The sequence below is a fragment of the Nocardia aurantia genome (assembly GCF_009604425.1).
Taxonomy (GTDB): domain Bacteria; phylum Actinomycetota; class Actinomycetes; order Mycobacteriales; family Mycobacteriaceae; genus Nocardia; species Nocardia aurantia.
In genome coordinates, this window is sequence record NZ_WEGI01000003.1 from 364,745 (window position 1) to 387,231 (window position 22,487).

Annotated in this window: 23 protein-coding genes and 2 pseudogenes; 15 read left to right on the forward strand and 10 right to left on the reverse strand. The window is 68.4% G+C overall.

Translation table 11 applies throughout. The features are described from left to right. Positions 1-28: 28 nt before the first annotated feature. Both NRB56_RS07950 and NRB56_RS40435 read right to left on the reverse strand, forming a co-directional pair. The gene (locus NRB56_RS07950) at positions 29-436 is read right to left on the reverse strand and encodes an NADPH-dependent FMN reductase (RefSeq protein WP_153339914.1); all 408 of its coding nucleotides are present in this window, start codon (positions 434-436) and stop codon (positions 29-31) included. 106 nt (positions 437-542) lie between these two features. Then, positions 543-1,073 (reverse strand): annotated as a pseudogene (locus NRB56_RS40435) (MFS transporter); the annotation flags it as partial. A gap of 59 nt (positions 1,074-1,132) precedes the next feature. Between NRB56_RS40435 and NRB56_RS07960 the strand changes: the two are divergent. Both NRB56_RS07960 and NRB56_RS07965 read left to right on the forward strand, forming a co-directional pair. Continuing rightward, entirely contained in the window at positions 1,133-1,339 is a 207-nt protein-coding gene (locus NRB56_RS07960) for a MerR family transcriptional regulator (RefSeq protein ID WP_194290763.1), read from the forward strand. 279 nt (positions 1,340-1,618) lie between these two features. Next, positions 1,619-2,440 (forward strand): NAD(P)H-binding protein, encoded by an 822-nt coding sequence (locus NRB56_RS07965; RefSeq protein WP_153339919.1) that lies wholly within the window; start codon positions 1,619-1,621, stop codon positions 2,438-2,440. A gap of 83 nt (positions 2,441-2,523) precedes the next feature. Here the strand turns inward: NRB56_RS07965 and NRB56_RS07970 are convergent, their stop codons facing one another. Both NRB56_RS07970 and NRB56_RS07975 read right to left on the reverse strand, forming a co-directional pair. Continuing rightward, positions 2,524-2,982: a GNAT family N-acetyltransferase gene (locus NRB56_RS07970; protein ID WP_153339921.1), complete on the reverse strand. Its 459-nt coding sequence runs from the start codon at positions 2,980-2,982 to the stop codon at positions 2,524-2,526. A gap of 61 nt (positions 2,983-3,043) precedes the next feature. Beyond that, positions 3,044-3,577 (reverse strand): cupin domain-containing protein, encoded by a 534-nt coding sequence (locus NRB56_RS07975; protein ID WP_153339923.1) that lies wholly within the window; start codon positions 3,575-3,577, stop codon positions 3,044-3,046. Between the two features lie 220 nt (positions 3,578-3,797). Between NRB56_RS07975 and NRB56_RS07980 the strand changes: the two genes are divergently transcribed. After that, complete coding sequence (locus NRB56_RS07980) at positions 3,798-4,949, forward strand: XRE family transcriptional regulator (RefSeq protein WP_153339925.1); 1,152 nt, start codon at positions 3,798-3,800, stop codon at positions 4,947-4,949. Positions 4,950-4,956: 7 nt separating this feature from the next. After that, the gene (locus NRB56_RS07985) at positions 4,957-5,484 is read left to right on the forward strand and encodes a hypothetical protein (RefSeq protein ID WP_153339927.1); all 528 of its coding nucleotides are present in this window, start codon (positions 4,957-4,959) and stop codon (positions 5,482-5,484) included. 116 nt (positions 5,485-5,600) lie between these two features. On the opposite strand, the gene NRB56_RS07990 is transcribed toward NRB56_RS07985, so the two are convergent. Further along, positions 5,601-6,752 carry an acyl-CoA dehydrogenase family protein gene (locus NRB56_RS07990; RefSeq protein ID WP_319942707.1) on the reverse strand — a complete coding sequence of 384 codons (1,152 nt, stop codon included), beginning with the start codon at positions 6,750-6,752 and terminating at the stop codon, positions 5,601-5,603. Further along, complete coding sequence (locus tag NRB56_RS07995; protein ID WP_153339929.1) at positions 6,749-7,963, reverse strand: aromatic ring-hydroxylating oxygenase subunit alpha; 1,215 nt, start codon at positions 7,961-7,963, stop codon at positions 6,749-6,751. Before NRB56_RS07995 ends, NRB56_RS07990 begins: the two co-directional genes overlap by 4 nt. A 137-nt stretch (positions 7,964-8,100) precedes the next feature. Between NRB56_RS07995 and NRB56_RS08000 the strand changes: the two genes are divergently transcribed. Beyond that, entirely contained in the window at positions 8,101-9,084 is a 984-nt protein-coding gene (locus NRB56_RS08000; protein WP_153339930.1) for a GNAT family N-acetyltransferase, read from the forward strand. Positions 9,085-9,193: 109 nt separating this feature from the next. Here NRB56_RS08000 and NRB56_RS08005 read toward each other — a convergent pair whose 3' ends face one another. Both NRB56_RS08005 and NRB56_RS08010 read right to left on the reverse strand, forming a co-directional pair. Continuing rightward, positions 9,194-9,844, reverse strand: a complete 651-nt coding sequence (locus NRB56_RS08005) for a TetR family transcriptional regulator (protein WP_153339932.1) — start codon at positions 9,842-9,844, stop codon at positions 9,194-9,196. 89 nt (positions 9,845-9,933) lie between these two features. Further along, positions 9,934-10,713 carry an SDR family NAD(P)-dependent oxidoreductase gene (locus tag NRB56_RS08010; RefSeq protein WP_153339934.1) on the reverse strand — a complete coding sequence of 260 codons (780 nt, stop codon included), beginning with the start codon at positions 10,711-10,713 and terminating at the stop codon, positions 9,934-9,936. 153 nt (positions 10,714-10,866) lie between these two features. Between NRB56_RS08010 and NRB56_RS08015 the strand changes: the two genes are divergently transcribed. The 10 genes and pseudogenes from NRB56_RS08015 to NRB56_RS08060 all read left to right on the forward strand — a co-directional run bounded on the left by NRB56_RS08015 (position 10,867) and on the right by NRB56_RS08060 (position 20,270). Next, entirely contained in the window at positions 10,867-11,829 is a 963-nt protein-coding gene (locus NRB56_RS08015) for a PDR/VanB family oxidoreductase (protein ID WP_227837347.1), read from the forward strand. A 96-nt stretch (positions 11,830-11,925) separates the two neighbouring features. After that, entirely contained in the window at positions 11,926-13,443 is a 1,518-nt protein-coding gene (locus tag NRB56_RS08020; RefSeq protein ID WP_153339936.1) for a class I adenylate-forming enzyme family protein, read from the forward strand. A 20-nt stretch (positions 13,444-13,463) separates the two neighbouring features. Further along, a pseudogene (locus NRB56_RS08025) lies at positions 13,464-14,279 on the forward strand (enoyl-CoA hydratase-related protein). 86 nt (positions 14,280-14,365) lie between these two features. Beyond that, positions 14,366-15,286 (forward strand): D-alanyl-D-alanine carboxypeptidase family protein, encoded by a 921-nt coding sequence (locus tag NRB56_RS08030; protein ID WP_227837349.1) that lies wholly within the window; start codon positions 14,366-14,368, stop codon positions 15,284-15,286. Between the two features lie 163 nt (positions 15,287-15,449). After that, positions 15,450-15,980, forward strand: a complete 531-nt coding sequence (locus tag NRB56_RS08035) for a hypothetical protein (RefSeq protein WP_153339939.1) — start codon at positions 15,450-15,452, stop codon at positions 15,978-15,980. Positions 15,981-16,154: 174 nt separating this feature from the next. Beyond that, the gene (locus NRB56_RS08040; protein ID WP_153339941.1) at positions 16,155-17,108 is read left to right on the forward strand and encodes a carbohydrate kinase family protein; all 954 of its coding nucleotides are present in this window, start codon (positions 16,155-16,157) and stop codon (positions 17,106-17,108) included. Next, complete coding sequence (locus NRB56_RS08045) at positions 17,105-17,749, forward strand: class II aldolase/adducin family protein (protein WP_153339943.1); 645 nt, start codon at positions 17,105-17,107, stop codon at positions 17,747-17,749. Before NRB56_RS08040 ends, NRB56_RS08045 begins: the two co-directional genes overlap by 4 nt. Positions 17,750-18,491: 742 nt before the next feature. Then, on the forward strand, positions 18,492-19,193 hold the full coding sequence (locus NRB56_RS08050; RefSeq protein ID WP_153339945.1) for a hypothetical protein: 702 nt from the start codon (positions 18,492-18,494) through the stop codon (positions 19,191-19,193). 22 nt (positions 19,194-19,215) lie between these two features. Continuing rightward, positions 19,216-19,830 carry a hypothetical protein gene (locus NRB56_RS08055; protein WP_153339947.1) on the forward strand — a complete coding sequence of 205 codons (615 nt, stop codon included), beginning with the start codon at positions 19,216-19,218 and terminating at the stop codon, positions 19,828-19,830. Then, complete coding sequence (locus NRB56_RS08060; RefSeq protein ID WP_153339949.1) at positions 19,827-20,270, forward strand: hypothetical protein; 444 nt, start codon at positions 19,827-19,829, stop codon at positions 20,268-20,270. Before NRB56_RS08055 ends, NRB56_RS08060 begins: the two co-directional genes overlap by 4 nt. A gap of 5 nt (positions 20,271-20,275) precedes the next feature. Here the strand turns inward: NRB56_RS08060 and NRB56_RS08065 are convergent, their stop codons facing one another. Continuing rightward, the gene (locus NRB56_RS08065) at positions 20,276-21,454 is read right to left on the reverse strand and encodes a cytochrome P450 (protein ID WP_153339950.1); all 1,179 of its coding nucleotides are present in this window, start codon (positions 21,452-21,454) and stop codon (positions 20,276-20,278) included. Between the two features lie 118 nt (positions 21,455-21,572). Beyond that, positions 21,573-22,385, reverse strand: coding sequence for an SAM-dependent methyltransferase (locus NRB56_RS08070; protein ID WP_319942708.1), 813 nt, complete (start codon positions 22,383-22,385; stop codon positions 21,573-21,575). Positions 22,386-22,487: the final 102 nt, after the last annotated feature.

Below are 22,487 nucleotides of genomic sequence, written 5' to 3' on the forward strand. Positions count from 1 at the left end.
GTCGGTTCCCGGAATCGAACCGCCCCGTTCATCCGGGGTAGGGCTCGCCGCGCCGGGCGACGCGCAATGCGCTTGCCCACCACAGCAATTGCCGTGTCATGGTGTGCAGCGCCCGGCCTGCGGCGTGGTCCGGATACTCCGCTTCCGGGTCGGCCGCGGGCCCCCAGGGGTTGTGCAGGCTGACCGTGTCGCGGACGGTGACGGTGTGGAGTTCGGCGAAGACCACGCGCAGTGCCTCGACCGCGCGTAGCCCGCCGGACATTCCGCCGTAGGACACGAATCCGACGGCCTTGCCCCGCCACTGGTCTCGTACCGCGTCGATCGCGGTTTTCAGCGGACCGGGGAAGCTGTGGTTGTACTCGGGGGTGATCACGATGACGGCGTCGGCGTGGCCGATCCGTTCGGCGAACGCGGCGACGTCGGGGTGGCCGTCCATGCCACGCGGAGGTTGTCGTCGGTGTCCATACTGTGCCTTCCTGTGCGGTTTCGGCGCCGGATGTGTTGCGGCGGCGGCGTTCCACGCGGTGCAGCCAGGCGGTTGCCGCGGTTGTCAGCACGCTGAGGGCGATCAGCGATCCCGCACCGAGGCGGAGCTGAAACCACAACGGCAGCAACAGAACCGGGCCGGTCATGCCGGCGCCGCCGAGCAGCGCAGCGGCCAGACTCGGCGCCATCGCCGGTTCGGCGGCCAAGCGCAGCCGCAGCACCGGGTGCGTGCCGCGCAGCGACCACCGGACGAACATCGCGCGCGCGGCCAGCCCGGTGGCCAGGAGGATCGGGTACAGCGGTCCGCTCGCGCTGCCGGGCGTGCCGAGTGCGGTGAGCGCGTAGACCACCAGCGGCAGCCCGAGCGATATCAGTCCCAGTCCCGGCCAGTCCATGCGCGGCGGCGTCTGCCGCTCACCGCGGGGCACGAGCCACAGTCCCAGCGCCATGGCGAGCGCACCGATCGGCACGTTCAGCCAGAACAGCGCGGGCCAGGAGAAGCGGGCCAGCATCAACCCGCCGACGCTGGGCCCGACGATCGGGGCGAGCCCGACGACCAGGCCGAGCATGCCCATCATCCGGCCCAGCCGCTGCGGCCGACCGCCAGGCCGATGACCGTCTGGCCCGCCCGGTCAAGATCGTCCGCGTGGCACAGCGAGTCGGCCTTTCCGTCGCCGAGATCCGCGACCGCATGGCCGGCCTGCCCGAGAACAGCCGCGACATCACCATCGACGACTTCCTCCGGCTACGCCACGGTCTGGAACAGGAGGCACACGAACGCATCCGGGCACTGACCGCCGTCCTCGACGATCTCGCCACCGACCGGGAACTCTGCGAGATCCCGCCGAAGTAGGCGATCGGTGCTCGACGGTGAACCGGGATACATTGAGCGACAAAGAAACCGGCGATATTCGTTCCGGTCGGTTGATGGCGGTGACCGGCGGTGCCTGTCTCCGTCGACTCGTGAATCCGGTCGGCTCTGCGAGGATTCGGTCGAGAGCGAATTCGTCGCGCAGTACGTGGGCGGCCTCGTTCGCGGAATGTAGAGTCGGCTGCGGCACAGCGTGTTTGACGTCGATTTCGCGGCTGCGGTGCGGTTGTGCCGACCATCGAGCACGATCGGGAGTGAGATATGTTCGCAGTGACCGGAGCCACCGGCAACGTCGGCTCGGAGGTGGTGGCGACGCTCCTCGCCGCGGGCGAACCGGTGCGGGCGGTGGTTCGCGATCCGGTGAATGCGAATGTGCCCGCCGCGGCCGAGGTGGTCGCCGGAGATCTGACCGCGCCCGGGACTCTCGGCGACGCCTTCGCCGGGGTTCGAGCCGCTTTCGTACTTCCGGGATATCCGGGCGTCGTCGCGGCCGCGGCGCGGGCCGGGGTCGGCCACATCGTGCTGCTGTCCGGCACGGCGGCCGCGACCGGACACGAAACCAACGCCGTCACCCGGTACATGGCGGCCGCCGAACAGGAGTTGATCGACTCGGCCGCGTCGTGGACGATCGTGCGCCCGGTGGCCTTCATGTCGAACGCGCTGCGCTGGCTACCCCAGTTGCGGGCCGGTGACGAAGTGCGCGTGCAGTTTCCGTCGATCGCGCTCGCCTGCCTGGATCCCGCGGACCTCGGTGCGGTCGCGGCCCGGGCCCTGTCGACCGACGCCTTCCGCGGCGAGATTCTCTGGCCGACCGGCCCGGAGGCGCTGCTGCCCGCCGAACAGCTCGCGATCCTCGGCCGGGCACTGGGACGGGATCTGCGCGCCGTGCCGCTCACCGACGACCAGACCCGCGCCGAACTGCTGGAAACGACACCGCCGGCCTACGTCGACGCATTCTTCGACTTCTACGTCGGCGGCGCCATCGACGAGACCACGGTCCGCGACACCGTGCAAACCGTGACCGGCCGCCCGGCCCGCACCTTCGCCGACTGGGCCGCGAAAAACGCCGACCGATTTCGTTGATTCGGCGATCCGGCCTGTGCCGGATCACAGTTGCGGATACGTTCCGGCGCAACGGATCCGGACCGGCAGGTGACGTCCTGCCGTCAGAACTGTCTGCCGAGCAGGCGACGACCGTCGTCGTGGAAACCGCGCTTGCGATAATAGGCGAACAGGTGCCCGACGTCGCGACCGTTCGGCGCCACGACCAGTTCCAGGCTCCGGCAACCTCGTTCGCGCGCCCAGGCGATGCTGTCGTCGATCAGCCGGCCCGCCAGTCCCGCACGCCGTGCCTCCGGCACCACGAACAGATCGTCGAGGACGGCGATGGGCCCGCTTTCCAGGCCGAAACCGGTTGTGGTGACGGCGTAGCCGAGCAGCCGATCCCCGGAATCCACTACGGCGACTCGCGCCGTGGGCGAGGCCAGCAGCGTCGCGAGATTGCCGGCCAGATTCTGCTCGTCGCAACCGGATCCGGTCTCGGTGTAGAACGCGACGGCCAAGGCCGCCACAGCGGCCGGGTCGATCGGGCCGGCGGCCCGCACAGTCGGAGATGACGTCGTCATACTCGCAGTACATTCGACCGATCCGGTTCCGACAACCGATTTTGCCCGGCGTGCCCGCCGCTCAGGCCGGGGGCCGCCTGCTGATGATGACCGGCTTCACTTCGGTCGGCAGGTTGTCGAACGTCGACACCGGGACGCCGAACGATGCGGCGAGAACGTGGCGGGGCAGGCTGTTCACCGTGCCCACGATGCCGATGTCGTCGTTGGGTTCCTGGGTGCTCGTGTTGAACACGACCAGCACCTCGAGCGGATCGGTGTCGCTGACGTTCTCGAAATAGTGGAAGAAGCCCTGCGGGGCGAACACCAGGTCGTCGGGGCCGGCCTCGAAGGTCTCGTTGCGGTAGTCGCCGTCGGGATGGGTGCCCAGGACCGTCCACCGGGCCCGGCCGGCGATCACATAGTTCAGTTCCCAGGCCGTCGGGTGCCAGTGCGGCTCGCGGATGCCGCCGCCCTCGAGCCGGATCCGATACACCGACCCTTCCTGGTCGCGGAGCACCGGGAAATTCCGCTCGTGAGCGCCCTTCAACGTGCCCACATCGAATTCGTTGGGTGCCGCTTCCGCGAAGCGGAACAGATACGAACTGTTCTCGGTCATGCGGGCAACCTTCCGGTCACGGTGACTGAACAGGTACCTCGCCCCGGCGGATCGGAAGAGCCGCTCATCAGGGCGGACTTGTCGGCGGGAACAATACCGGAGGGCCAGGGTCGCGGCCGCGGTCGTGACCGGATGGTTCTCTTCTCCAGAGGAACGCAGGGGCGCAGTAGTTCCCGAGGCCGTGTTGCGAAAATCGCAACACGCGGGTTACTGTTCACGCATGGCGGCCGACATCATTGCGTCCCGGGTCCGAGAGGTGATCGTCCGCAGTGGGCTGTCCGACCGGCAGTTTGCTGGTCGGGTCGGTCTCGATCCACCGAAGCTGTCGAAGTCCTTGGCTGGGCAGCGCAAGTTCACCTCACTCGATCTGACGAGGATTGCGGAGTTCGGCAGAGTCAGCCTGGACTGGCTCCTGGGAGTCGATGTGCCGCTTCCCGCTGTGGCCGCCCGGCAGGTCACCGGGCATATCGGGCGTAAGCCGGCGGACCGGGCCATCGAACGCGCGACAGAACTGGCCAGGCGCCGCGCGGGTTTGGTGAAGCTGGGGTACGAACATCTCCCCACCGGCTGGGTGCGGCCATCCATCCTGGCCGACCCGGTCGCCGCCGGTGAGAACCTCGCCTGCGCGGCACTCGAGTATCTGGGGATCGACCGCATCTCGTCGATCGACGACAACGACCTCATCGATGCCATCGAGCGGCGTTTTGCCGTAGATATCGCCGTCGAGGATTTCGACGGCGATTTCGACGGCCTGACGTGGCGTCACGAGAATGTGCATCTGATTCTCATCGCCACGTCCCGCGTGCCCGGCCGTCGGCGCTTCACCTTGGCACACGAGTTGGCTCATCTGCTCGCCGAAGATGATCAGGGCCTCGTCGTCGATGTCGAGCAGGGTCCGCAGCGGCCGCAGTCCGAAGTTCGGGCGAACGCTTTCGCGGCGAGTTTCCTGATGCCCGAACGGGAGGTGCGGGAACTTCTCGGCCCGGATGAGATCGGGGAACGCGATTTCGCCCAATTGGCGTGGAAGATGCGGGTCACGGTCCGGACTTTGAGCTTCCGGCTGTACAACCTGAACATGATCAACCGGCAACAGCGGGAGCGATTCGGTGGAATTCGGACCACCGACGCCGTCCGGGTGATAGAGCAGGGTGCGGTCTTCTCGAACTGGATTAAATACAGTCAGCAGAGACGACTGCCGAAGCTACTGGTCGAAGACAGTTGGCAAGCTTACCTGGACGGTGCGACCACACTGCGCCCCTTCGCCAGCCTGATCGACGCGGACGTCGATGACCTGCGAGCCGACCTCGAAGCCACATGGAGCCAGCCGGAGTCGTTCATGCCCGACGGCGCCGGCGACAGCTCGAAAATGTGAGGTCGGAATGCCGAACTACATTTTCCCGGACAATACTGTCCTGTGCAATTTCGGGTCCGTTCTCCGAATCGACCTTCTGGAGCAGATTCTCGACGGCAACGGACGTTGGACCGAAGCCGTTGCCGCCGAAGCGGAGCAGTCCAGCGCATATCTCGGTCAACTTCGGCGCTTGACGTTCCTCGGTGCGCCGATCGAGATCGATGATCCGAAGGCGATCGCGCACATCGAGCACGTGCGGTGCAACGTCTTCGGTGGTCTGCCGTTCACGACCAAGCACCTCGGTGAGGCGCAGACGTGTTATGTCCTCCAGAACTACGAGGAGTTCACAGGTTCATCGCTGTGGGTGACCGACGACCGCGACGCGGCGGACTGGGCTCGCCGCAACGGTTTGCAGACAAGGGACACGATGGATCTGATGTCTGAGGGCGTGCTCGGGGGCCTGATCGATCGGCGTGCGGGTTTCACTCTGCTGCACGGTATGAGACAGCAAGGCAACTGGCTTCGGTTGCCGCGTCGGCCGGACGATCTCGGCTGACCGATCGGCGATCGCGCTCTGCGCCCTCCCGGATTTCGGCGCGACGCCCGGCCGTGGCGGTCCGGTGATCGGCAACCGCTGCCCATGCGGACGGCATGGGCAGCGGTTCGAATGCTTCAGGCGCGCAACAGATCCCGGTGGATGATCTCGCGCATGATTTCGTTGGTGCCGCCGTAGATCCGCTGGATGCGGGCGTCGACGAAGGCCTTCGCTACGGGGTACTCCATCATGTAGCCGTAGCCGCCGTGCAGTTGGACGCCGGCGTCGATCACCTTGCCCTGCAACTCCGTTGCCCACAGTTTGGCCTTGGCGGCGTCGACGGCGGTGAGGGTGCCCGCGTTGTATTCGCGGACGCAGCGGTCGATGTAGGCGCGGGAGACCTCGACGGAGGTCTGGAGGTCCGCCAGGGTGAAGCCCAGGCCCTGGAATTCGCCGATGCGCTTGCCGAAGGCCTTGCGCTGCTTCACGTAGTCGAGGGTCCATTCGAGCACCGCCTCGGCGGAGACCTGGGCGGCTATGGCGATGCCGAGGCGTTCCAGGGGGAGGCTGCGCATCAGGTAGCCGAAGCCACCGCCGGGTTCACCGAGCAGGTTGGCGGCGGGCACCGCGACGTTGTCGAAGAACAGTTCGGCGGTGTCCTGGGCGTGCAGGCCGACCTTGTCCAGTTTGCGGCCGCGGCTGAAGCCGGGCATACCGTCCTCGACGACGAGCAGGCTGTAACCGTGCGAACCGGCCTCGCGGTCGGTGACGGCGAAGACGATCACCAGGTCGGCGAGGATGCCGCTGGTGATGAATGTCTTGGCGCCGTTGAGGATCCAGGTGTCGCCCGCGCGGACGGCGGTGGTCTGGATCGCGCGCAGGTCGCTGCCCGCGCCGGGTTCGGTCATGGCGATCGCGCCGATCGTCTCGCCGGTGACGAAACCGGGCAGCCAGCGCCGCTTCTGTTCCGGATTCGCGTGCCGGAGCAGGTAATTGAGTGCGATGTCATCGTTGGTGGAGAAACCCGACTGCAGGGCGGAGGCGCCGACGCGGGCGATCTCGGTCTGGATCGCCACCCGGAAGCGGTAGTCGGTTTCGCCGGGGCCGCCGAACTCCTCGGGGACGGCGAGGCCGAGCAGGCCCTGTTCGCCTGCGGCGCGCCAGGTTTCGCGGTCGATCAGGCGGTCGGCGTCCCACTGCGCCAGCTTCGGCGCCACGTGCCGCTCCACGAAGCCGCGGACCGTGCGGGCGAACAGTTCGTGGTCGGCCTCGAACAGATCGGTTCTCACTGGATTCCTTCCTGGTCCGGGACTGTGGTCCCGGGATGTCCTCGGTGGTGCGCCAGCAGTTTCTGGGTCTCCCGGCGGAAGACCTGGTTGGCGACCTCGTTGCGGCCCAGCACCATCCGGCCCGCGCTGGCGCTGACCATGCCGCGCTGGGAGTCACGCAGCAGCGGGAAGTCCTCGGCGTGCAGCACGTCCAGCAGGATCTGCCAGTTCTTGGCCCACAGGCGATTCCACTTCTCCTCGGTGAGGCCGGTCTGCTCGACCGGCGGCACGATCAGCCGCATCTCCATCCGGGAACGCTGCGGATCGGTGGGGTGCGGCCGGAAGGTCAAGAGCTGGAAGTGATCCGGCTGGCGCAGCAGGGTGCTGTTGGGGAGCAGGAAATGGGTCTCGGTGACGTCGCCGGCGAGGCTGTGCTCGCCCGGATCCTCCTCGATCCACCGGTCGATGGACTTGCGGGGCGCGATGAAGCGGCAGTGCCGGCCGAAGTCGTCGAAGGCCATCACGTTGGTGTGGATGTGCTTGGCCGCGGTGTTCGGGTGCGCGTACTGGATGTGGTAGCCGTCGAGGAAGGCGTCCTGCATGATCTTCCAGTTCACCGGCTCGTCGAAGCCCTCGGACTGCACGCAGACCTTCGGCCCGAGATCGTAGGAGGCGAGGATCGCGTCCATCTCCGGGCCCAGCCAGGCGGCCACGTCGATCTCGGCGGCCGCGTCGTCGACCACCCAGACGAAGCCGTGCCGCACCTCGGTGGGAAGTTCGATCAGGCCGAGCATCGAGCGGTCCGGTTCGCCGAAGGTGTTGTCCCGGGTGATGGTTCGCAGTTCGCCGTCGATGTCATAGGACCATCGGTGGTACGGGCACGAGAACAGTCGGCAGCGGCCGCGCTCCTCCTTCTCCAGCAGTGCGCCCCGGTGCCGGCACAGGTTGACGAAGGTCTTCACCCCGCCATCGCGCTGGCGCACCACGATGACGGTGTTGCGCGGCAGTTGCAGGGTGAAGAAGTCGCCCGCGCGCGGGATCTCGGAGCCGTGCGCGACGATCGAGGGCACCCGGCCGAAGATCAGATCGCGTTCCTGTTGTGCCACAGCGGGATCGGTGAACTCGCGCGGCGCGAACCAGGTGATGTCGCCGAACTCGTCGGTGGTGTCGTTGCGCAGATGCGTCAGCGCGCGGCGAATGCGTTCCTCGCGGGGAGCCCCGACCTCGGTCATGGCGTGCCTCCAATGTCGTCCACCTGGCCCGGAGTGCGAACCGGGCGATCGGTCATATCAGTCTGAGCTGTCCGTATACTCCTCTAAATCTAACTCATGTAGATTTATGTTGTAAACCGGCGATGGGGATGAGGGCGATGATCAGCTACTCGTGGCGCGACGAACTCGGCGACGGCGATCGCGCGGCGGTCGAACGGCTCGTCGCCGAGGCCGCAGCCTACGACGCGGACGCCGGATTCGCGGTGATCCCGCCCGGTGATGTGCGCGCGACCGGCGCCGGGATCCGGCATCTGCCGATCACGGCGCGCAAGGATCTGCGCGGCGGCGCCGACGCGCCGATGGTGCTGGTGGCGTATCTGCGGCTGGTGGTGGACGCGGCCGGGCAGGGGACGATCGGCTACACCGTGCATCCCGACTATCGCTCGCGCGGGGTCACCACCCAACTGGTCGAGGAGTTGGGCCTGTCGGTGTCCGGGCCCGGCGGCTGGTGTGACACCGGCGCGACCGCGCTGCGCTGCTGGGCCTACGGCAGCCATCCCGCCGCGGAACGACTCACCAGGCGCTTCGAGGTGCGGCCGGTCGCCCGGCTGTGGACCTTGCTGCGGCATCTGACCGGGCCGTTCGCCATGCCGCTGGACGAGGACGCGCCGCCGCCCGGATACGAGGTGAGCGCACCGCTGGATCTCGCCGATCCCGGCGCCGCCGCCCGGATCGAGTCCGTGGCGGCGCGCGCGGCCCTGACCTCGGCCCAGGCCGATCGGTTCGCGGAGGACCTCGCCGACCGCCGCGGCCGGGTCGTGATCGCGACTCGTGAGGGCGAGGACGCGGGATTCGCCTGGTTCGATCCATCTCCCGCCCCGCACGCGGAGTGGTCGGCCGGCTGGGTGCGAGCGCTCATGGTCGACCGGGATGTGCGCGGGCACGGGCTCGGCGCGGCCTTGCTGAGCCGGGCGCTGCACGAGGTCGCGGCCGGTGGGGCGCAGGTCGCGCTGCTACGCGTCGATCCTGAGAATCGCGCGGCGGTCCGGATGTGCCGGCTGCGATCGTTCGAGCAGGACGAGGCCCACGCCTGCTATCAGATCGGGGAGTGGGCCGGGCCGCCGATCTTCGCCCGCCGCTGACATCGCGACTCCGCCCACGTGCGCTGCCGCCGCGAGCGGCTGCCGTCCTCGCGCGGCCCTGCCGGCCGCGGCCCGGCACCGTTCATGCCCGAGCCGGGGTCGATCCCGCTCACGCCTCGAGCGCGCTGGGTTCCGCCGCGATCGCCTCGTCGCGGACCACACCGTGCAGGAAACTGCGAATCATCTCCTCGTACAACCGTTTCGAGGTGCGGTCGTTGGCCGCCAGCGCGCGGGCCAGCGCCGGCTGGGAGGCCGGGTCGACGTTCGGGAAGATGGTCGCGCGACTGCTGGGGGAGCGGACCGCTTCGGTGAGAACCGCTCCGAGCGTGAGCCTTTCCATCCCGTCCAGGATCTGCACGTGCAGATGGTCGGGGACCCCGGACGCGGTGAGGAACTGCGCGGCGTCCTCGTAGCGGCGCAGCAGCACCGTGCGCGGCAGCGCCTCCAGCAGCACCGGCGCCGCGTTGCGATGGCGCAGGATGCCGGTCCGGAAGTTGAGGCCGAGGGTCACGAAGTACTCGGGCCAGTCCGGGCCCGGCTTGCGGCGGGGCAGCGAGACGTCGCCGATCACGTGCAGGGCGATCGCGGACATCAACTCCGCCTTGTCCGCGAAGTGGTAGTACAGCGACGGGGCCTGCACCCCGAGATGTTTGGCCAGGCGCGGGACGCTGAAGGCGTCCAGGCCCTCGGTATCGATGATCTCCAATGCCGCTGCGACAGCGGCGGATCGGCTGATCAAGGGTTTCGACGGTCGCGGCATGGCTCGCTCTCGATACGGGGGCCGGGGCTTCGGGCGGGGCTAATCTACGGTGATTCGATAATCCTATCGGTCCGCGCGTCGCCGGCGCCTCAATGCCCGGAGGTGCCGCCGTCCACCGCGATGGTCGATCCGGTGATGTAGGAGGAGGCCCGGCCGGCCAGGAACACCACGGCCGCGCCCACCTCCCGCAGGGTCGCGGGGCGGCCCAGCGGGCAGCCGCGCAGGAATTCCGCGAGCGTCTCCGGCGGCATCTCGGCGATCATGTCGGTCTCGACGAAGCCCGGCGCGACGGCGTTGACCCGGATGCCGCGCCGCCCCGACCACTGCCCGGCGAGATCGCGGGTGAGCCCGATCAGGCCCGCCTTGCTGGCCGAATACGCCGCCTGCGGCAGCACCGAGCCGATCAGCCCCAGCATGCTGGAGACGTTCACGATGGCCGAGCCCGGCGGCATCACGCGGGACGCGGCCTGCGCCATCCAATACGCGCCGAGCAGGTTGATGTCCAGCACCGCGCGGAAATCGGCGGGCAGTTCCCGGCTCGCGGGGGCCACGTGGCTCACGCCCGCGTTGTTGATCAGCACGTCGACCCGGCCGAAGGCCGCGGTCGTGGCCTGCACCAGCGCGTCGCATTCGGCGGGATCGGTGACGTCGGTGGGCACGACGAGGCACCGGCGGCCCAGCGCGCCCACCTGCGCGGCCACCTCGTCCAGCGGTCCGCGCCGGCGGCCCGCCACGACGATGTCCGCCCCGGCCTCCGCCAGCGACCGCGAGATCCCCGCCCCGAGGCCGCTGCCGCCGCCGGTGACGATCGCGACCGTGCCGTCGAGCCGGAACAGGCTCAGTACGTCGCCGGGTACCGGGGTCGTCATGATTCCATCCTGAAAATCTAATAGTCATAGGTTTGTGGGGTGAACCTGCTGTGGAGCAGCGAGTTCGAACCCGCACCTTGCTTGTCATTAATCTAATGCCTTAAGATTTAATATCGCAAGTGACGGCCGGTTCGGGTGGTGGGAGGAAGCTTCATGGATGGTTCCGGCGGGCCGGTCGAGCACCGGATGCGCGTGGTCGCCAAGACGACCGTGGCCCGGGACGTGGTCGCCGTTCGCCTGGCCGAACCCGACGGCGGGCCGGTTCCCGCCTGGTCGCCGGGTGCGCACCTCGATCTGGTCCTCGACGAAGGGCTCGTCCGGCAGTATTCGCTGTGCGGCGACCCGGCCGACGACCGGCACCTGACGGTGGCGGTCCTGCGCGAGGCCGCGGGCCGCGGCGGCTCGATCCGCGTGCACGACAAGCTGGAGGAGGGCGACCTCGTCGAGGTCCGCGGGCCGCGCAACAACTTCGCGCTGGCCGGCGCGCTCGGCTATCTGTTCGTCGCCGGGGGCATCGGGATCACGCCGCTGCTGCCGATGATCGGCGCGGTCGCCGCGGCGGGTGCGCCCTGGCGGCTGCTGTACGGCGGGCGGACCCGGGCGAGCATGGCCTTCGCCGGCGAACTGGCCGCCACGCATCCCCGACAGGTCGCGATCCACCCGCAGGACAGTCACGGGCTGCTGGACATCGAGGCGGCCCTGGCCGCGGCGGCGCCGGGGACCGCCGTGTACTGCTGCGGTCCCGAGCCGCTGTTGCGGGCGGTCGAGGACGCGGTCCGCGATCACGAGGGGCTCACGCTGCACGTGGAGCGGTTCGCGCCGAAGGTGGTGCCGGTGACCGCGGCCGACGGGGAGTTCGAGGTGGAGCTGGCGCGTTCGGGTGCGGTGGTCACCGTGCCCGCCACGGCCTCGATTCTCGACGCGCTGGAGGCCGCCGGGGTGCGGACCGACTACTCCTGCCGCGAGGGCACCTGCGGCACCTGCGAGGTGGCCGTGCTGGCGGGCACGCCCGACCACCGGGACTCCGTTCTGACCGCCGAGGAGCAGGCCGCGGGCGACGTGATGATGCCGTGTGTCTCACGCTGCCTGGGGATCCGGCTGGTGCTCGACCTCTGAGTCGCTTAAACTACGGACATTAGATAAAAGGTGACGGGCGTCACGCTCTGTGCAACCTCCCGGCAACGCCGGATTCGACAAGGAAGTTGAGGAGAGATGGCAGCGACAATCGGATCCGCCCTGAGCTGGTGGGGCCGGGTGAAGGGGGACCGGACCGCGATCGTCGTCGACGACGAGGAGCTGACCTACCGGCAGTTGCGGGACTGGTCGAGCCGGATCGCGCGTGACCTCGCGGGCCGTGGGATCGTCCCCGGCGATCGGGTGGGCGTACTCGGTCCCAACTCGCTGACCTGGCCGGTCGTCGCGCTCGGCGTGATGAAGGCGGGCGCGGTCGTGGTGCCGCTCAACCCCCGGATGCGCCCGGCCGAGCTGCGCAAGGTGCTCGACGACGCGGGCGCCCGGGTGGTGACGGCGCCGGACGGCTACGACGAACTGATCGACGGAACGCTGGCGCTCGGCGACGCCTTCGACCGGATCGGGTTCACGGAGCTGGCGGAACTGCGCGCGGGCGGCCCCGACGACTTCCGCATCGACCTCGATCCCGACGAACCGACCACGCTGCTGTTCACCAGCGGATCCACCGGGCTGTCGAAGGGCGTCGTCTGCACCAACCGGACGCTGCTGAACATCGTGTTCGAGGCCTCGCTGGTCGAGGAGGGCTTCTTCCCGGGAACCACCTCGCTGCTGGTGCTCCCGCTGGTGTTCACACCCGGCCTGGTCTGGGGCCTGCTGATGGCCGTGGTGCTCGGCGGCACGATCGTGATCGAGCCCGATTTCGTGCCGGCCCGCGCCGCGCGGCTGGTGGCGCAGCGGCAGGTCCGGGCGATGTTCGGTGTGCCGCTGGTATTCGAATCCATCTCGCGCACAGCGGAATTCGAAGAGGCCGACATGAGCTCGGTGCGCACCGCGATCGTCGGCGGCGCCGCGGTGTCACCCGAGCTGCTGGAGCGCTGGGCGAAGAAGGGCGTGGCGCTGCGGCAGATCTACGGCATGACCGAGGCCGGCGGCGTCGCCACCGCGACCCTCGTCGAGGAGGCGGCCGACTACCCGCAGTGGTGCGGTTCCGGCTCGATCTTCACCGAGTTGCGGGTGGTCGGCGCGGACGGCCGGCCCGCGGCGCCGGGCGAGGAGGGGGAGATCCTGCTGCGCGGGCCGGGTGTCACGCCGGGCTACTGGAACGATCCCGAATCGACCGCGACCGCCTTCGCCGACGGCTGGCTGCACAGCGGCGACCTGGGAAAACAGGACGCGGACGGCCGGTTGCAGTTCGTCGACCGCCTCAAGGATCTGATCATCACCGGCGGCATCAACATCTCCCCGGTCGAGCTGGAACGGGTGATCGGCCAGCTCGACGGCGTGGAGGAGGTCGCGGTGATCGCCGCCCGCGACGACCGTTTCGGCGAGACCCCCGCCGCGATCGTGAAGGTGTCCGGCGAGGTCGACGAGGCCCGCATCATCGACCACTGCAATGCCCTGGTCGCCGACTACAAGGTGCCCCGCTACGTGATCCTGCGCGACGAACCACTGCCCCGGCTGCCCAGCGGGAAACTGGCGAAGACCGCGATCCGCGCCGAATACCGTGATGTGGCAGACCGTTTCGAGAAGTTGCGGTGAGCCCGGTCGTGGCGGATCCGGTGGTGCTGTTCGAGCGTGTGGGTGAGGTGGCGGTGTTGCGCCTGCATCGGCCGGATCGGCTGAACGCGTTCACCGTGCGGATGCGTGAGGAGTTGGAGGCGGCGTTCGATCGCTGTGACGCCGACGACGAGGTGCGGGCGGTGGTGCTGACCGGGTCGGGGCGGGCGTATTGCGCGGGCGCCGATCTCGCCTCGGGCGCAGACACTTTCGTCGCGGAGCCGGTCGGCGGCGAGGTGCCGCCGGACGAGGGCGGGCTCGTGTCGTTGCGGATCTACCGCTCGACCAAGCCGGTGGTGGTGGCGGTCAACGGTCCCGCGGTTGGTGTCGGTGTGACCTCGACCCTGCCCGCCGATATCCGGATCGCCTCGGACACAGCGCGTTTCGGGTTCGTGTTCACCCGGCGCGGGCTGGTGCCGGAGGCGTGTTCGTCGTGGTTCCTGCCGCGGATCGTGGGTATCGCCACGGCGCTGGAGTGGACGTTGAGCGGCCGGTTGATCGACGCGCCGGAGGCCCTGGCCAAAGGGCTTGTGCGCGAAATCGTTCCGCCGGAGCGGGTCGTGGAGCGGGCGATCGAGCTGGCCCGTGGTCTGGTGTCGGGGACCGCGCCGGTGTCGGTGGCGCTGACCCGTCGGATGTTGTGGTCGATGCTCGGCGCCGAGGGTCCGGAGGTCGCGCACGCGATGTAGTCCCGGGGTATCTACGAGCGCGGCCGGTCCGCCGACATCCGCGAGGGTGTCGAGGCGTTCCTCGACAAGCGGGAGCCGCGGTTCGTCGACCGGGTCTCCGACGGGCTACCGGACCTGTTCGAGCCCTGAACGGTCGTTTATAACAAGCGAAACAGTGCCGCGACTCCGATGATCAAATCCGGCGGTTCGCCGGAATCGGGCGGCATGATGTCGCCATGCGACCATTTGCTCGATTGTTGCAGGCTGCCGTGGCCGGCATGCTGGTACTGGTGGCCGGTCACGCGGCCTCGGCGGCTCCCACCGCGAACGTCACGCACGCACAGCTGCCCTTCTGGCCGACCGCCGAGCCGGACGGCGTGCAGGCGCCGGAGGCCGAACTGGCCGACGGCATCACCGGCACGGTGCTGTGGTCGCGGGAGGCGAACACCCCGGTCCCCATCGCCAGCATCACGAAGGTGATGACGGCGCTGGTCGTGATCAACGCCGGCGACCTCGAACGGAACGTCACGGTGCCGGAGGGCATCATCGCCTACGACCGTGAATACGGTGCCAGCACCGCGGATCTCGTTCCCGGCGAGGTCCTCACCACCCGGCAGTTGCTGTACGCGCTGATGCTGCCGTCCGGCTGCGACGCCGCCTACACCCTCGCCGAGGAATACGGGCCCGGCCAAGGCGCCTTCATCGCCAAGATGAACGACACCGCGCGTCAATTGGGCATGGCGGGAACACATTTCAGCGACCCCAGCGGCCTGCCGGACCCCACCGACTACTCCACCTACTCCACGGCGTCGGACCTCGTGAAACTCGGTCTGCGCGCGATGAACCTGCCGGTGTTCCGCGAGATCGTCGGACAGCAGAACTATCACCTCGCGGCAGGCCCGGGTAACCGCGAGCACGACTGGCGGACCACGAACCGGCTGCTGCGCGACTATCCCGGTGCGGTGGGTATCAAGACCGGGTCCACCGACGCCGCCGGAACCTGCCTGCTGTTCGAGACGGTCCGGGGCGGCCTGCCGATGATCGGAGTGGTCCTGCACAGCTCACCGGACAGCGGCGCCGTCGCGGCGGCCGACGCCGCCCACATGCTCAACTGGGTCTACGACCCCATCCTGAGCGTGTTGCCGATCGGCCCCTGAGCCGTCCGAGCACGTCCGGATCTGTTGCGTGCCGGGCTTTTCCGGCTCGATGATCGGCTGCGTCCGTGGCGGGTTCGGCAGCGGGCCATTTTCGGCGGAAGCACGGGCCATATTTCCCCGGGCGGTTAACGAAAGCCGGCGGCGACGGGAAGACTGACCCGTGATGATCAAGAGAATCCTTGTCCTGTTCGCGTGTGTGGTCGCCGCCGGCTGCGCGACGAACGACGACCACACCGCCACTTCCACGAGCGCCGGCGCCACGACCAGGGCGACCTCCGGTCCGAACTGCCCGTACCGGGCGAACAGCGGCTTCTGTTTCACGCCTCCGGCGGGCACGACCGCCCAGGAATCCGGCGACAAGGTCGTCTTCGCGCTGGGGACCGAACCGAGAGCGGCGCAAGACCTGGTGGTGCGGACGGAGATGTTCCCCGCGACACCCGAATTCGTCTCCAGCCGTCGCGATTTCGCGCGCGGCAGCACGGGCGCACCCGACGTCGTCGTGCTCGAGGACGTCGACATCGCGGGTGGCAAGGGGTTCTACGTGGCGACGCAGTCCACCTCGAACGTGCTGGTCACCGCACTCGTCCCCGACGGCGACAAGTTCCACGAATGCACGGTGAACGTGTACACGACGGACAAGGACGCGCTGGCGAACGAGATCCAGGCCTGCAAGACCCTGAAGCTCGCGAGCTGACGTCACCGGTGACACCGGTGCGGTCCCCGCGTGACCGCACCGGTAGGTGGCGCGTCCCCGAGCGGCCCTCGCGAGCCGGCATCGGGCCGCGCTCGCGCCCGCCGCTCTCCGGCGGACTTCGACGCCCTATCGTCTTCGTGGTATGCGGCAGACACCCGAAGTGAAAGACCATCCATGACCTCACCCGTGATCAGTGCTGATCCGAAGCCCGTCCTCGCGCTCGGTGTCCACATCCTCGACACCCTCGTCCGGCCGGTCGAGGCGATTCCGGCCGGGCAGGCCGGTGCGCTCGTCGAGAACATCGCCGTGACCGCGGCGGGGCCTGCGGGGGCGACCGCTCTGGTGATGTCGCGGCTCGGCGCGCGGGTCCGCAGCGCGGGGGTGGTCGGTGCGGATTCGACCGGGCAGTTCCTGACCACGCTGCTCGAGCGGGACGGTGTGGACACCGGCCGGTTGGTCGCGGTGCCGGGTACGCCGACCTCGGCGACGGTGCTGCCGATCCGGCCCGACGGGTCACGTCCGGCGCTGCACCTGGTCGGGACCAGTGCGCTGCTGCCGCAGCACGTGCCGTGGTCCGAGCTGACCGGGATCGGCCTGCTGCACCTGGGCGGGCCGGAGTTCTACGGTGGTGAACTCGCCGCGCGGATCTGCGAGCGGGCACGCGAGGCCGGCGCGCTGACGTCCGCGGACAGTCTCGCGCCCGCCGATCGCGCGACCTTCGACTGGTTCGCCGCGGTGCTCCCGCATCTGGATTTCCTGTTGCCCAACGACGAGCAGGTCCTGGGCTGGACCGGTGCCGCCGACCTCGAGGACGGCTGCCGGCAACTGGTCGACCGCGGCGTGCGTGCGGTGGTGGCCACCGCCGGGGCCGAACCGACCGTCGTCGCCACCGCCGACGGGATCGATCGGGTACCGACGTTCGCCGTCGATGTCGTGGACACCACCGGCTGCGGGGACTCGTTCTCCGCCGGTTTTCTGCGCGCCGTCCAGCTCGGCCGGAACCTGGTCGACGCCGCGCGCTTCGGCAACGCGGTCGCCGCCCACGTCGCCCAAGGACTGGGCAGCGATTACGGCGACTACGACCAGGCGTCGATCGAGCGGTTCGTCCGGAACGAGCCGACCAGATGACCACCGAAATCGCAACGCTGAGAGCGGATCTGGCGGCCGCCGCGCGATCGCTGGCCGCCGGTGGAGCGGTGCACGGCACGGCGGGGAATCTCAGCGCCCGCGCCGGTGACACGATCGCGGTCACCGGCACCGGACTGGTCCTGGCCGAGGCCACCCCCGAGGACATCACGCTGGTCGCCCTCGACGGCACCCGTCTCGAGGGTGAACGCCGACCGACGTCGGAGATCGGGATCCACCTGGGGGTGTACCGGGCGGGCGACGCGCAGGCGGTCGTCCACGCGCATTCGGCGACCACGGTCGCGTTCACCCTCGTCGCCGACGAATTACCGGTCGTGCACTACCAGCAGTTGATGCTCGGGGGCGCGATCCCCGTCGTGCCGTTCGCGCCGTTCGGCTCCGGCGAACTCGCCGAAGCCACCCTGCGGGGCCTGCACGGCCACCAGGCGGTGCTGATGGCGCATCACGGGGCCGTGGCGGTCGGGCAGTCGCTGGCGGCGGCGATGGAGAATCTGGCGTTGCTGGATTGGCTGTGCCGCATCTATCTCGATGCCGCCGCGGTCGGCGTCCCGCGCCGGCTCGGGCCCGCCGACCTGCGGGCGGTCGTCGAACAGGCGGTCCGAATCGGTTACGGCAACCCCTGATTCGCTCGCCGCGCCGCTGATGGGCCGCGGCGGTGATGTGACCGTCCATCGGAATTGCCACGAGGACGCGCGTTTCCGAGCGAATGACGCAGCGGCTTCTCGTATCCGGATGCAATGCCCGAATTTCATCGGCAGTGTTTCCAGGGGGATTACTTCCCGATTGCCGGTGCGGCACATCTGGCGATGTCGGGTCGGGATGGTGTGCACGTGCACGCCGGTGGTGGTCGAATCTGCTGGGATGCTTTAGAATTCGAGTTCGACCGTATCGGGAACAGGGAGTCGGTCGATCGTTCCGGGATCGGCACAGCCGAGGGGGCTCGTGGTCCGTATGAGTGTACTTTCCGTTACCCACGCCGCGTTACGCGGGTTCAGCACCGATTTGAACGACATCGGCGATTTCTTCGGCGCCAATTCGTCGAGGATAACGTCTGCGGTTTCGCTTCCGAGCGGCGCTTCCGGACTGTTGGCGACATTGGAGCCGTCGTTCCGGGATTTCCGGAACCAGGTATCCGCGCTGGGTCGCCTGGATCACGGCCGGATGATCGACTTCGGTACGCACCTCGGTGGTGCGAACGATGATTTCCGGAATCAGGACGTCACGTCCGGGCAGATTGTCTCCGCGGCCGCGCATATCCCGGCGGGCGGAGAGTCGGGCGACTCGACCGGGAGTATTCGTTACAGCGGGTTGCTGTTTCCCGTACTTCCCGAGGTCGCGACGGGCACTCTCACCACCAGGAACGCCGTGACCGGTGCCCACGGGATCGTATCCGTTTTCGACGATCGCCTGAACGGATCGATCGGGATCAAACCGGCCGCGCACTATCTCGCACCGCTGGCCGACGACTGGGAACATATCCAGGCCATCGGCAAGCGGATCCGGCAACTGGGCGTCAATCACGCCAGCACCGCCGGCAACCTCAGCGGCGGCTCGAATTGGCTGACCGCGCAGTGGACGGGTGGGTCCGCCGATTCGTACACGACCGCGATGACCGCGTTCCACACCGATATCCATCAGCGCGGCACCGAGCTCGAGACCATCGGCAAAACCCTCGAAAAAGGTGGCGAATGCCTGGAGCGGCACGTCCACAATCAGGCCGCCGGCGTGACCTCGGGACTCATGCGGCCCTTGGACATCCTCGGCTTGTCGTTGCCCGTCGGGGTCTGGGGGCAGATCGTGGATCGCCCGATGCGCGGCTCGATCAAGGCGCAGATCACCTCCGCCGTCGACACCGTGCGCAGCGAGGCCGATGCCCGCAGCGCGTCGATCACGGACCTGGTGGACCGGATGCACAAGGCCCTGGCCTACGAGCCCGGCACCGCGATCGCGGAACCGACGGGCGCTCTCTTCGATCCGCCCGGCAAGGTCACCCTCGACTACGACACGATCCGCTACGGGTTCCGGAACAACGTCTGGTGGGAGCAGAACCTTGCGGCCGCCGCCTGAACCCGGAATCCCCGGCAACGTCGTGAAATACGGATCGAAGCACGGCTGGTTCGACAAGTTCGAAGCGGCCATGAACGCGTCCGAGGCCGGATATGTCGCACTGTATTTCGACATGCGTGGCTACGACTTCGCCTCGGGCCTCTTCGACTTCTACATCGGCAACAACGGCCCCGATGCCAGATACATCATGAACGACCGCGAAGTGGCGGAGGTGGTCGCGACCGACGACGTCGGGAACAAGGTGGACGAGGGCCTGCGATACATCAGGAGTGTCGCCAAGGCCGACCCGCAGGTCGGGATGACCAGGGAAATAACCAGCAACTGGATGCTGGCCTTTCCCAGCGACAACATCGATGTCGTCTACGGACTGGCACATTTCTCCGTCGCCGTCGGGAGCGATACGACGGTGATCAAGGCGGGCAGCAGACTCATCGGTGTCATCGAATACGCCGTCTACATCTACGACTATTACAATTTCGATCAATCCCGCCATTTCGACCTCGGGGATCCCTCGTACAGCTTCAAGACCAATGTCGACAGCGACATGCGGCAACTCGAGGCGGCCGGGTGGGCCCGCAGCTTCCGCGTCAGCGGCGACAACTCCGCCTATCCGAAGACCTGGCGAGGAGATCTGTGAGATCCGCCGTGGTTCTGCTGCTGTCGGCCGCCTCGGTGCTCGCCGGGTGCGGAACGGGAGAAAAGCCCGTCCTCGACGAACTGTCGGCCTGCGCGAACATTCACTTCGCGGAAACCCCCCACGTGGTCACGGAGCATCGCGCCGCCGACTTCGGCGCGGGCCGGACGTTGTCCGTCGTCGTCGATGTTCCACCGGAACCGACGCAAACCTTCGAGCAACTGTCCGGTCTGGGACCGTTCACTCCCGGTGTGCCGGACGAGTGGCGATCGGAGCGCTGGATGGACGAGAGCCTCACGGCGGCGTTGCGAACCGATACGGGAAACACCCGATTCTCCGACTACCACCCGCCGTTCCCGGCCCGCTGGGTGGTCGTCCACGACAGCGGCGCCGGGCAGCGGCGAATCTTCGTCAAGGCGTACTGCGAGGGCGACGCGCGATAGGCGGGTCAGCGAGTGGTGACGTGGGTGGGGAGGGCGGCGAAACCGCGGTTGTTCGACGAGTGGATCCGTTTCGCGTTGTCGGTGTCGATCTCGTAATCGGCTACGGCGTCGACGATTTCGCGCAGGGCCACCCGTAGTTCCAGCCGGGCGAGGTTCGCGCCGAGGCAGTGGTGGCGGCCGGAGCCGAAGGTGAGGGAGGCGCTGGTGTCGCGGTCCAGGTCGAACGTGTCCGGGTTCGCGAAGACCTCGGGGTCCCGGTTCGCAGAGCCGGAGATCAGCAGGATCCGCTGCCCGGCGGGGATCGTCACCCCGTGCAGTTCGACCTGTTCGGTGGTTGTGCGGAGCTGGGTCTGCGTCGCGGGGTCGTAGCGCATGGATTCGCTGATCCAGTCGTCGATCCGGCCGCCGAACGCGGCGCGGCGCTGGTCGGGGTGCTGTCCCGCGGCGTGCCAGGCGTTGCCGAGGGTCAGCATCGCGGTCTCGATGCCCGCGCCGACCAGCAGGATGAGGACTCCGACGATCTCCTCGGGGGTGAGCCGGTCGTCTCCGTCGGCGGCGTCCAGCAGCGCGGACAGCAGATCGTCGCGGCGGTGCCGGAGCCGGTCGGTGGTCAGTTCGGTGTAGTAGCCGATGAGGGCGCCGATCGCCTGCACGGCCTCGGGCCGCAGGTCGGTGGATTCCTCGTCGGAGTACATGATCTCCATCCCGAGCGCGCGGATCATGGCGCGGTCGGCCTCGGGGACGCCGACCAGCTCCGAGATGACGTCGGTCGGGAACGGACCCGCGAAATCGGCGATCAGATCGAAGCTTTCGGCCTCGAGCAGCGGCTCCAGCAGTTGCCGGGCCATCCGGTGCAGGCCGGGTTCCAGGGCCTGCACCCGGTGCGCGGTGAAGGCCCGCGCCACCAGTCCGCGCATGCGGGTGTGCTGGGGCGGGTCCATCGCGACGAACGAGAAGAACTGCTCGGCCTGCGGGCCCCAGAACGCCGGCTCCATGCGCAGTCCGTTGCGGCTCGAGAACCTGCTCGAATCCCGCAGCACCGCAAGTACATCGGCGTGCCGCGACAGCGCCCAGAAGTCGTCGGTGTCGTTGCGGAACACCGGCGCCTGCTCGCGCAGCCGGGCGTAGTGGGGGTACGGGTCGTTGTGTACGTCGAAGTCGTAGGGACTGTAACGCAGTGACATGCAGAACCTTTCGAGACGGCGCAACACTGCTGCCGCGCCGCGGGGTTGACCCGATCGACCCTAGACCAGAACCACCGCGGGCGGCGCACCCGGTCCGGTGGCCGAAGCCGTTCCCGCGTCAGGGTTTACGCGCGACCGCACCCAGCATGGACACGGCCTCCGGCCGTGGATGCGCGCTCCAGGTCTCCGGCCGCCAGGACAGGATCGACCCGATCCCGGGTGGTTGCAGTTCCAGTCCTTCGAAGAAGCGGGCGAATTCGGCGGTGGAGCGCAGCCGGAACGGAATGCCGCTGCGCTGGTTGGCCGCATCGCTCTCGGCGAGGTCCTCCACGCTGAGATGATCGTTGGTGGCATGCGACACAACGAGATAGCTGCCCGGCGCCAGCGCGTCGCACAACTGGCGCACCAGTTCGTAGGGGCGCTGATCGTCGGTGATGAAATGCAGGACGGCGACGAGCATCAGCGCCACCGGCCGGCTCAGATCCAGGACCGATGTCGTCTCCGGATCGGTGAGAATCGCCGCCGGGTCCCGGAGGTCGGCCTCCAGATAGGCGGTGCGGCCGTGAGAACCGCCGCGCAGCAACGTCTTCGCGTGGATCGCCACGATCGGATCGTTGTCGACGTACACGACCCGCGACTCCGGCGCGATCGCCTGCGCGATCTCGTGCACGTTGCCCACCGTGGGCAGCCCGGCGCCGATGTCGAGGTACTGCCGGACACCCACGTCCCGGGCCAGATAGGCCACCACTCGCCGCAGGAACGCCCGGTTCGCCACCGCCGCACACTGCACCGGCGGATACCCCTCGGCCACCGCCCGCGCCGACTCCCGGTCGGCCTCGAAATTGTCCTTACCCCCGAGCCAGTAGTCGTAGCGCCGGGCCGAATGCGGCACGGAGACATCGATACCCGGTGGTGGCTGCTCGGATTCCACAGGCGCTCACTTTCGTTCCGACGACCGGCCGATCCCGACCACTGCCCATCCTGACAGTACGAGGTCCGGGCCGGGAAACCGGCCGGACCATGCTCACGTCCA

Excerpts from the sequence above, each read along its gene's own strand:
- NRB56_RS07950 (WP_153339914.1), bottom strand. The coding sequence starts at position 436 with ATGGACGGCCACCCCGACGTCGCCGCGTTCGCCGAACGGATCGGCCAC.
- NRB56_RS07965 (WP_153339919.1), top strand. The coding sequence starts at position 1,619 with ATGTTCGCAGTGACCGGAGCCACCGGCAACGTCGGCTCGGAGGTGGTG.
- NRB56_RS07970 (WP_153339921.1), bottom strand. The coding sequence starts at position 2,982 with ATGACGACGTCATCTCCGACTGTGCGGGCCGCCGGCCCGATCGACCCG.
- NRB56_RS07975 (WP_153339923.1), bottom strand. The coding sequence starts at position 3,577 with ATGACCGAGAACAGTTCGTATCTGTTCCGCTTCGCGGAAGCGGCACCC.
- NRB56_RS07980 (WP_153339925.1), top strand. The coding sequence starts at position 3,798 with ATGGCGGCCGACATCATTGCGTCCCGGGTCCGAGAGGTGATCGTCCGC.
- NRB56_RS07985 (WP_153339927.1), top strand. The coding sequence starts at position 4,957 with ATGCCGAACTACATTTTCCCGGACAATACTGTCCTGTGCAATTTCGGG.
- NRB56_RS07995 (WP_153339929.1), bottom strand. The coding sequence starts at position 7,963 with ATGACCGAGGTCGGGGCTCCCCGCGAGGAACGCATTCGCCGCGCGCTG.
- NRB56_RS08000 (WP_153339930.1), top strand. The coding sequence starts at position 8,101 with ATGATCAGCTACTCGTGGCGCGACGAACTCGGCGACGGCGATCGCGCG.
- NRB56_RS08005 (WP_153339932.1), bottom strand. The coding sequence starts at position 9,844 with ATGCCGCGACCGTCGAAACCCTTGATCAGCCGATCCGCCGCTGTCGCA.
- NRB56_RS08010 (WP_153339934.1), bottom strand. The coding sequence starts at position 10,713 with ATGACGACCCCGGTACCCGGCGACGTACTGAGCCTGTTCCGGCTCGAC.
- NRB56_RS08015 (WP_227837347.1), top strand. The coding sequence starts at position 10,867 with ATGGATGGTTCCGGCGGGCCGGTCGAGCACCGGATGCGCGTGGTCGCC.
- NRB56_RS08020 (WP_153339936.1), top strand. The coding sequence starts at position 11,926 with ATGGCAGCGACAATCGGATCCGCCCTGAGCTGGTGGGGCCGGGTGAAG.
- NRB56_RS08030 (WP_227837349.1), top strand. The coding sequence starts at position 14,366 with ATGCGACCATTTGCTCGATTGTTGCAGGCTGCCGTGGCCGGCATGCTG.
- NRB56_RS08035 (WP_153339939.1), top strand. The coding sequence starts at position 15,450 with ATGATCAAGAGAATCCTTGTCCTGTTCGCGTGTGTGGTCGCCGCCGGC.
- NRB56_RS08040 (WP_153339941.1), top strand. The coding sequence starts at position 16,155 with ATGACCTCACCCGTGATCAGTGCTGATCCGAAGCCCGTCCTCGCGCTC.
- NRB56_RS08045 (WP_153339943.1), top strand. The coding sequence starts at position 17,105 with ATGACCACCGAAATCGCAACGCTGAGAGCGGATCTGGCGGCCGCCGCG.
- NRB56_RS08065 (WP_153339950.1), bottom strand. The coding sequence starts at position 21,454 with ATGTCACTGCGTTACAGTCCCTACGACTTCGACGTACACAACGACCCG.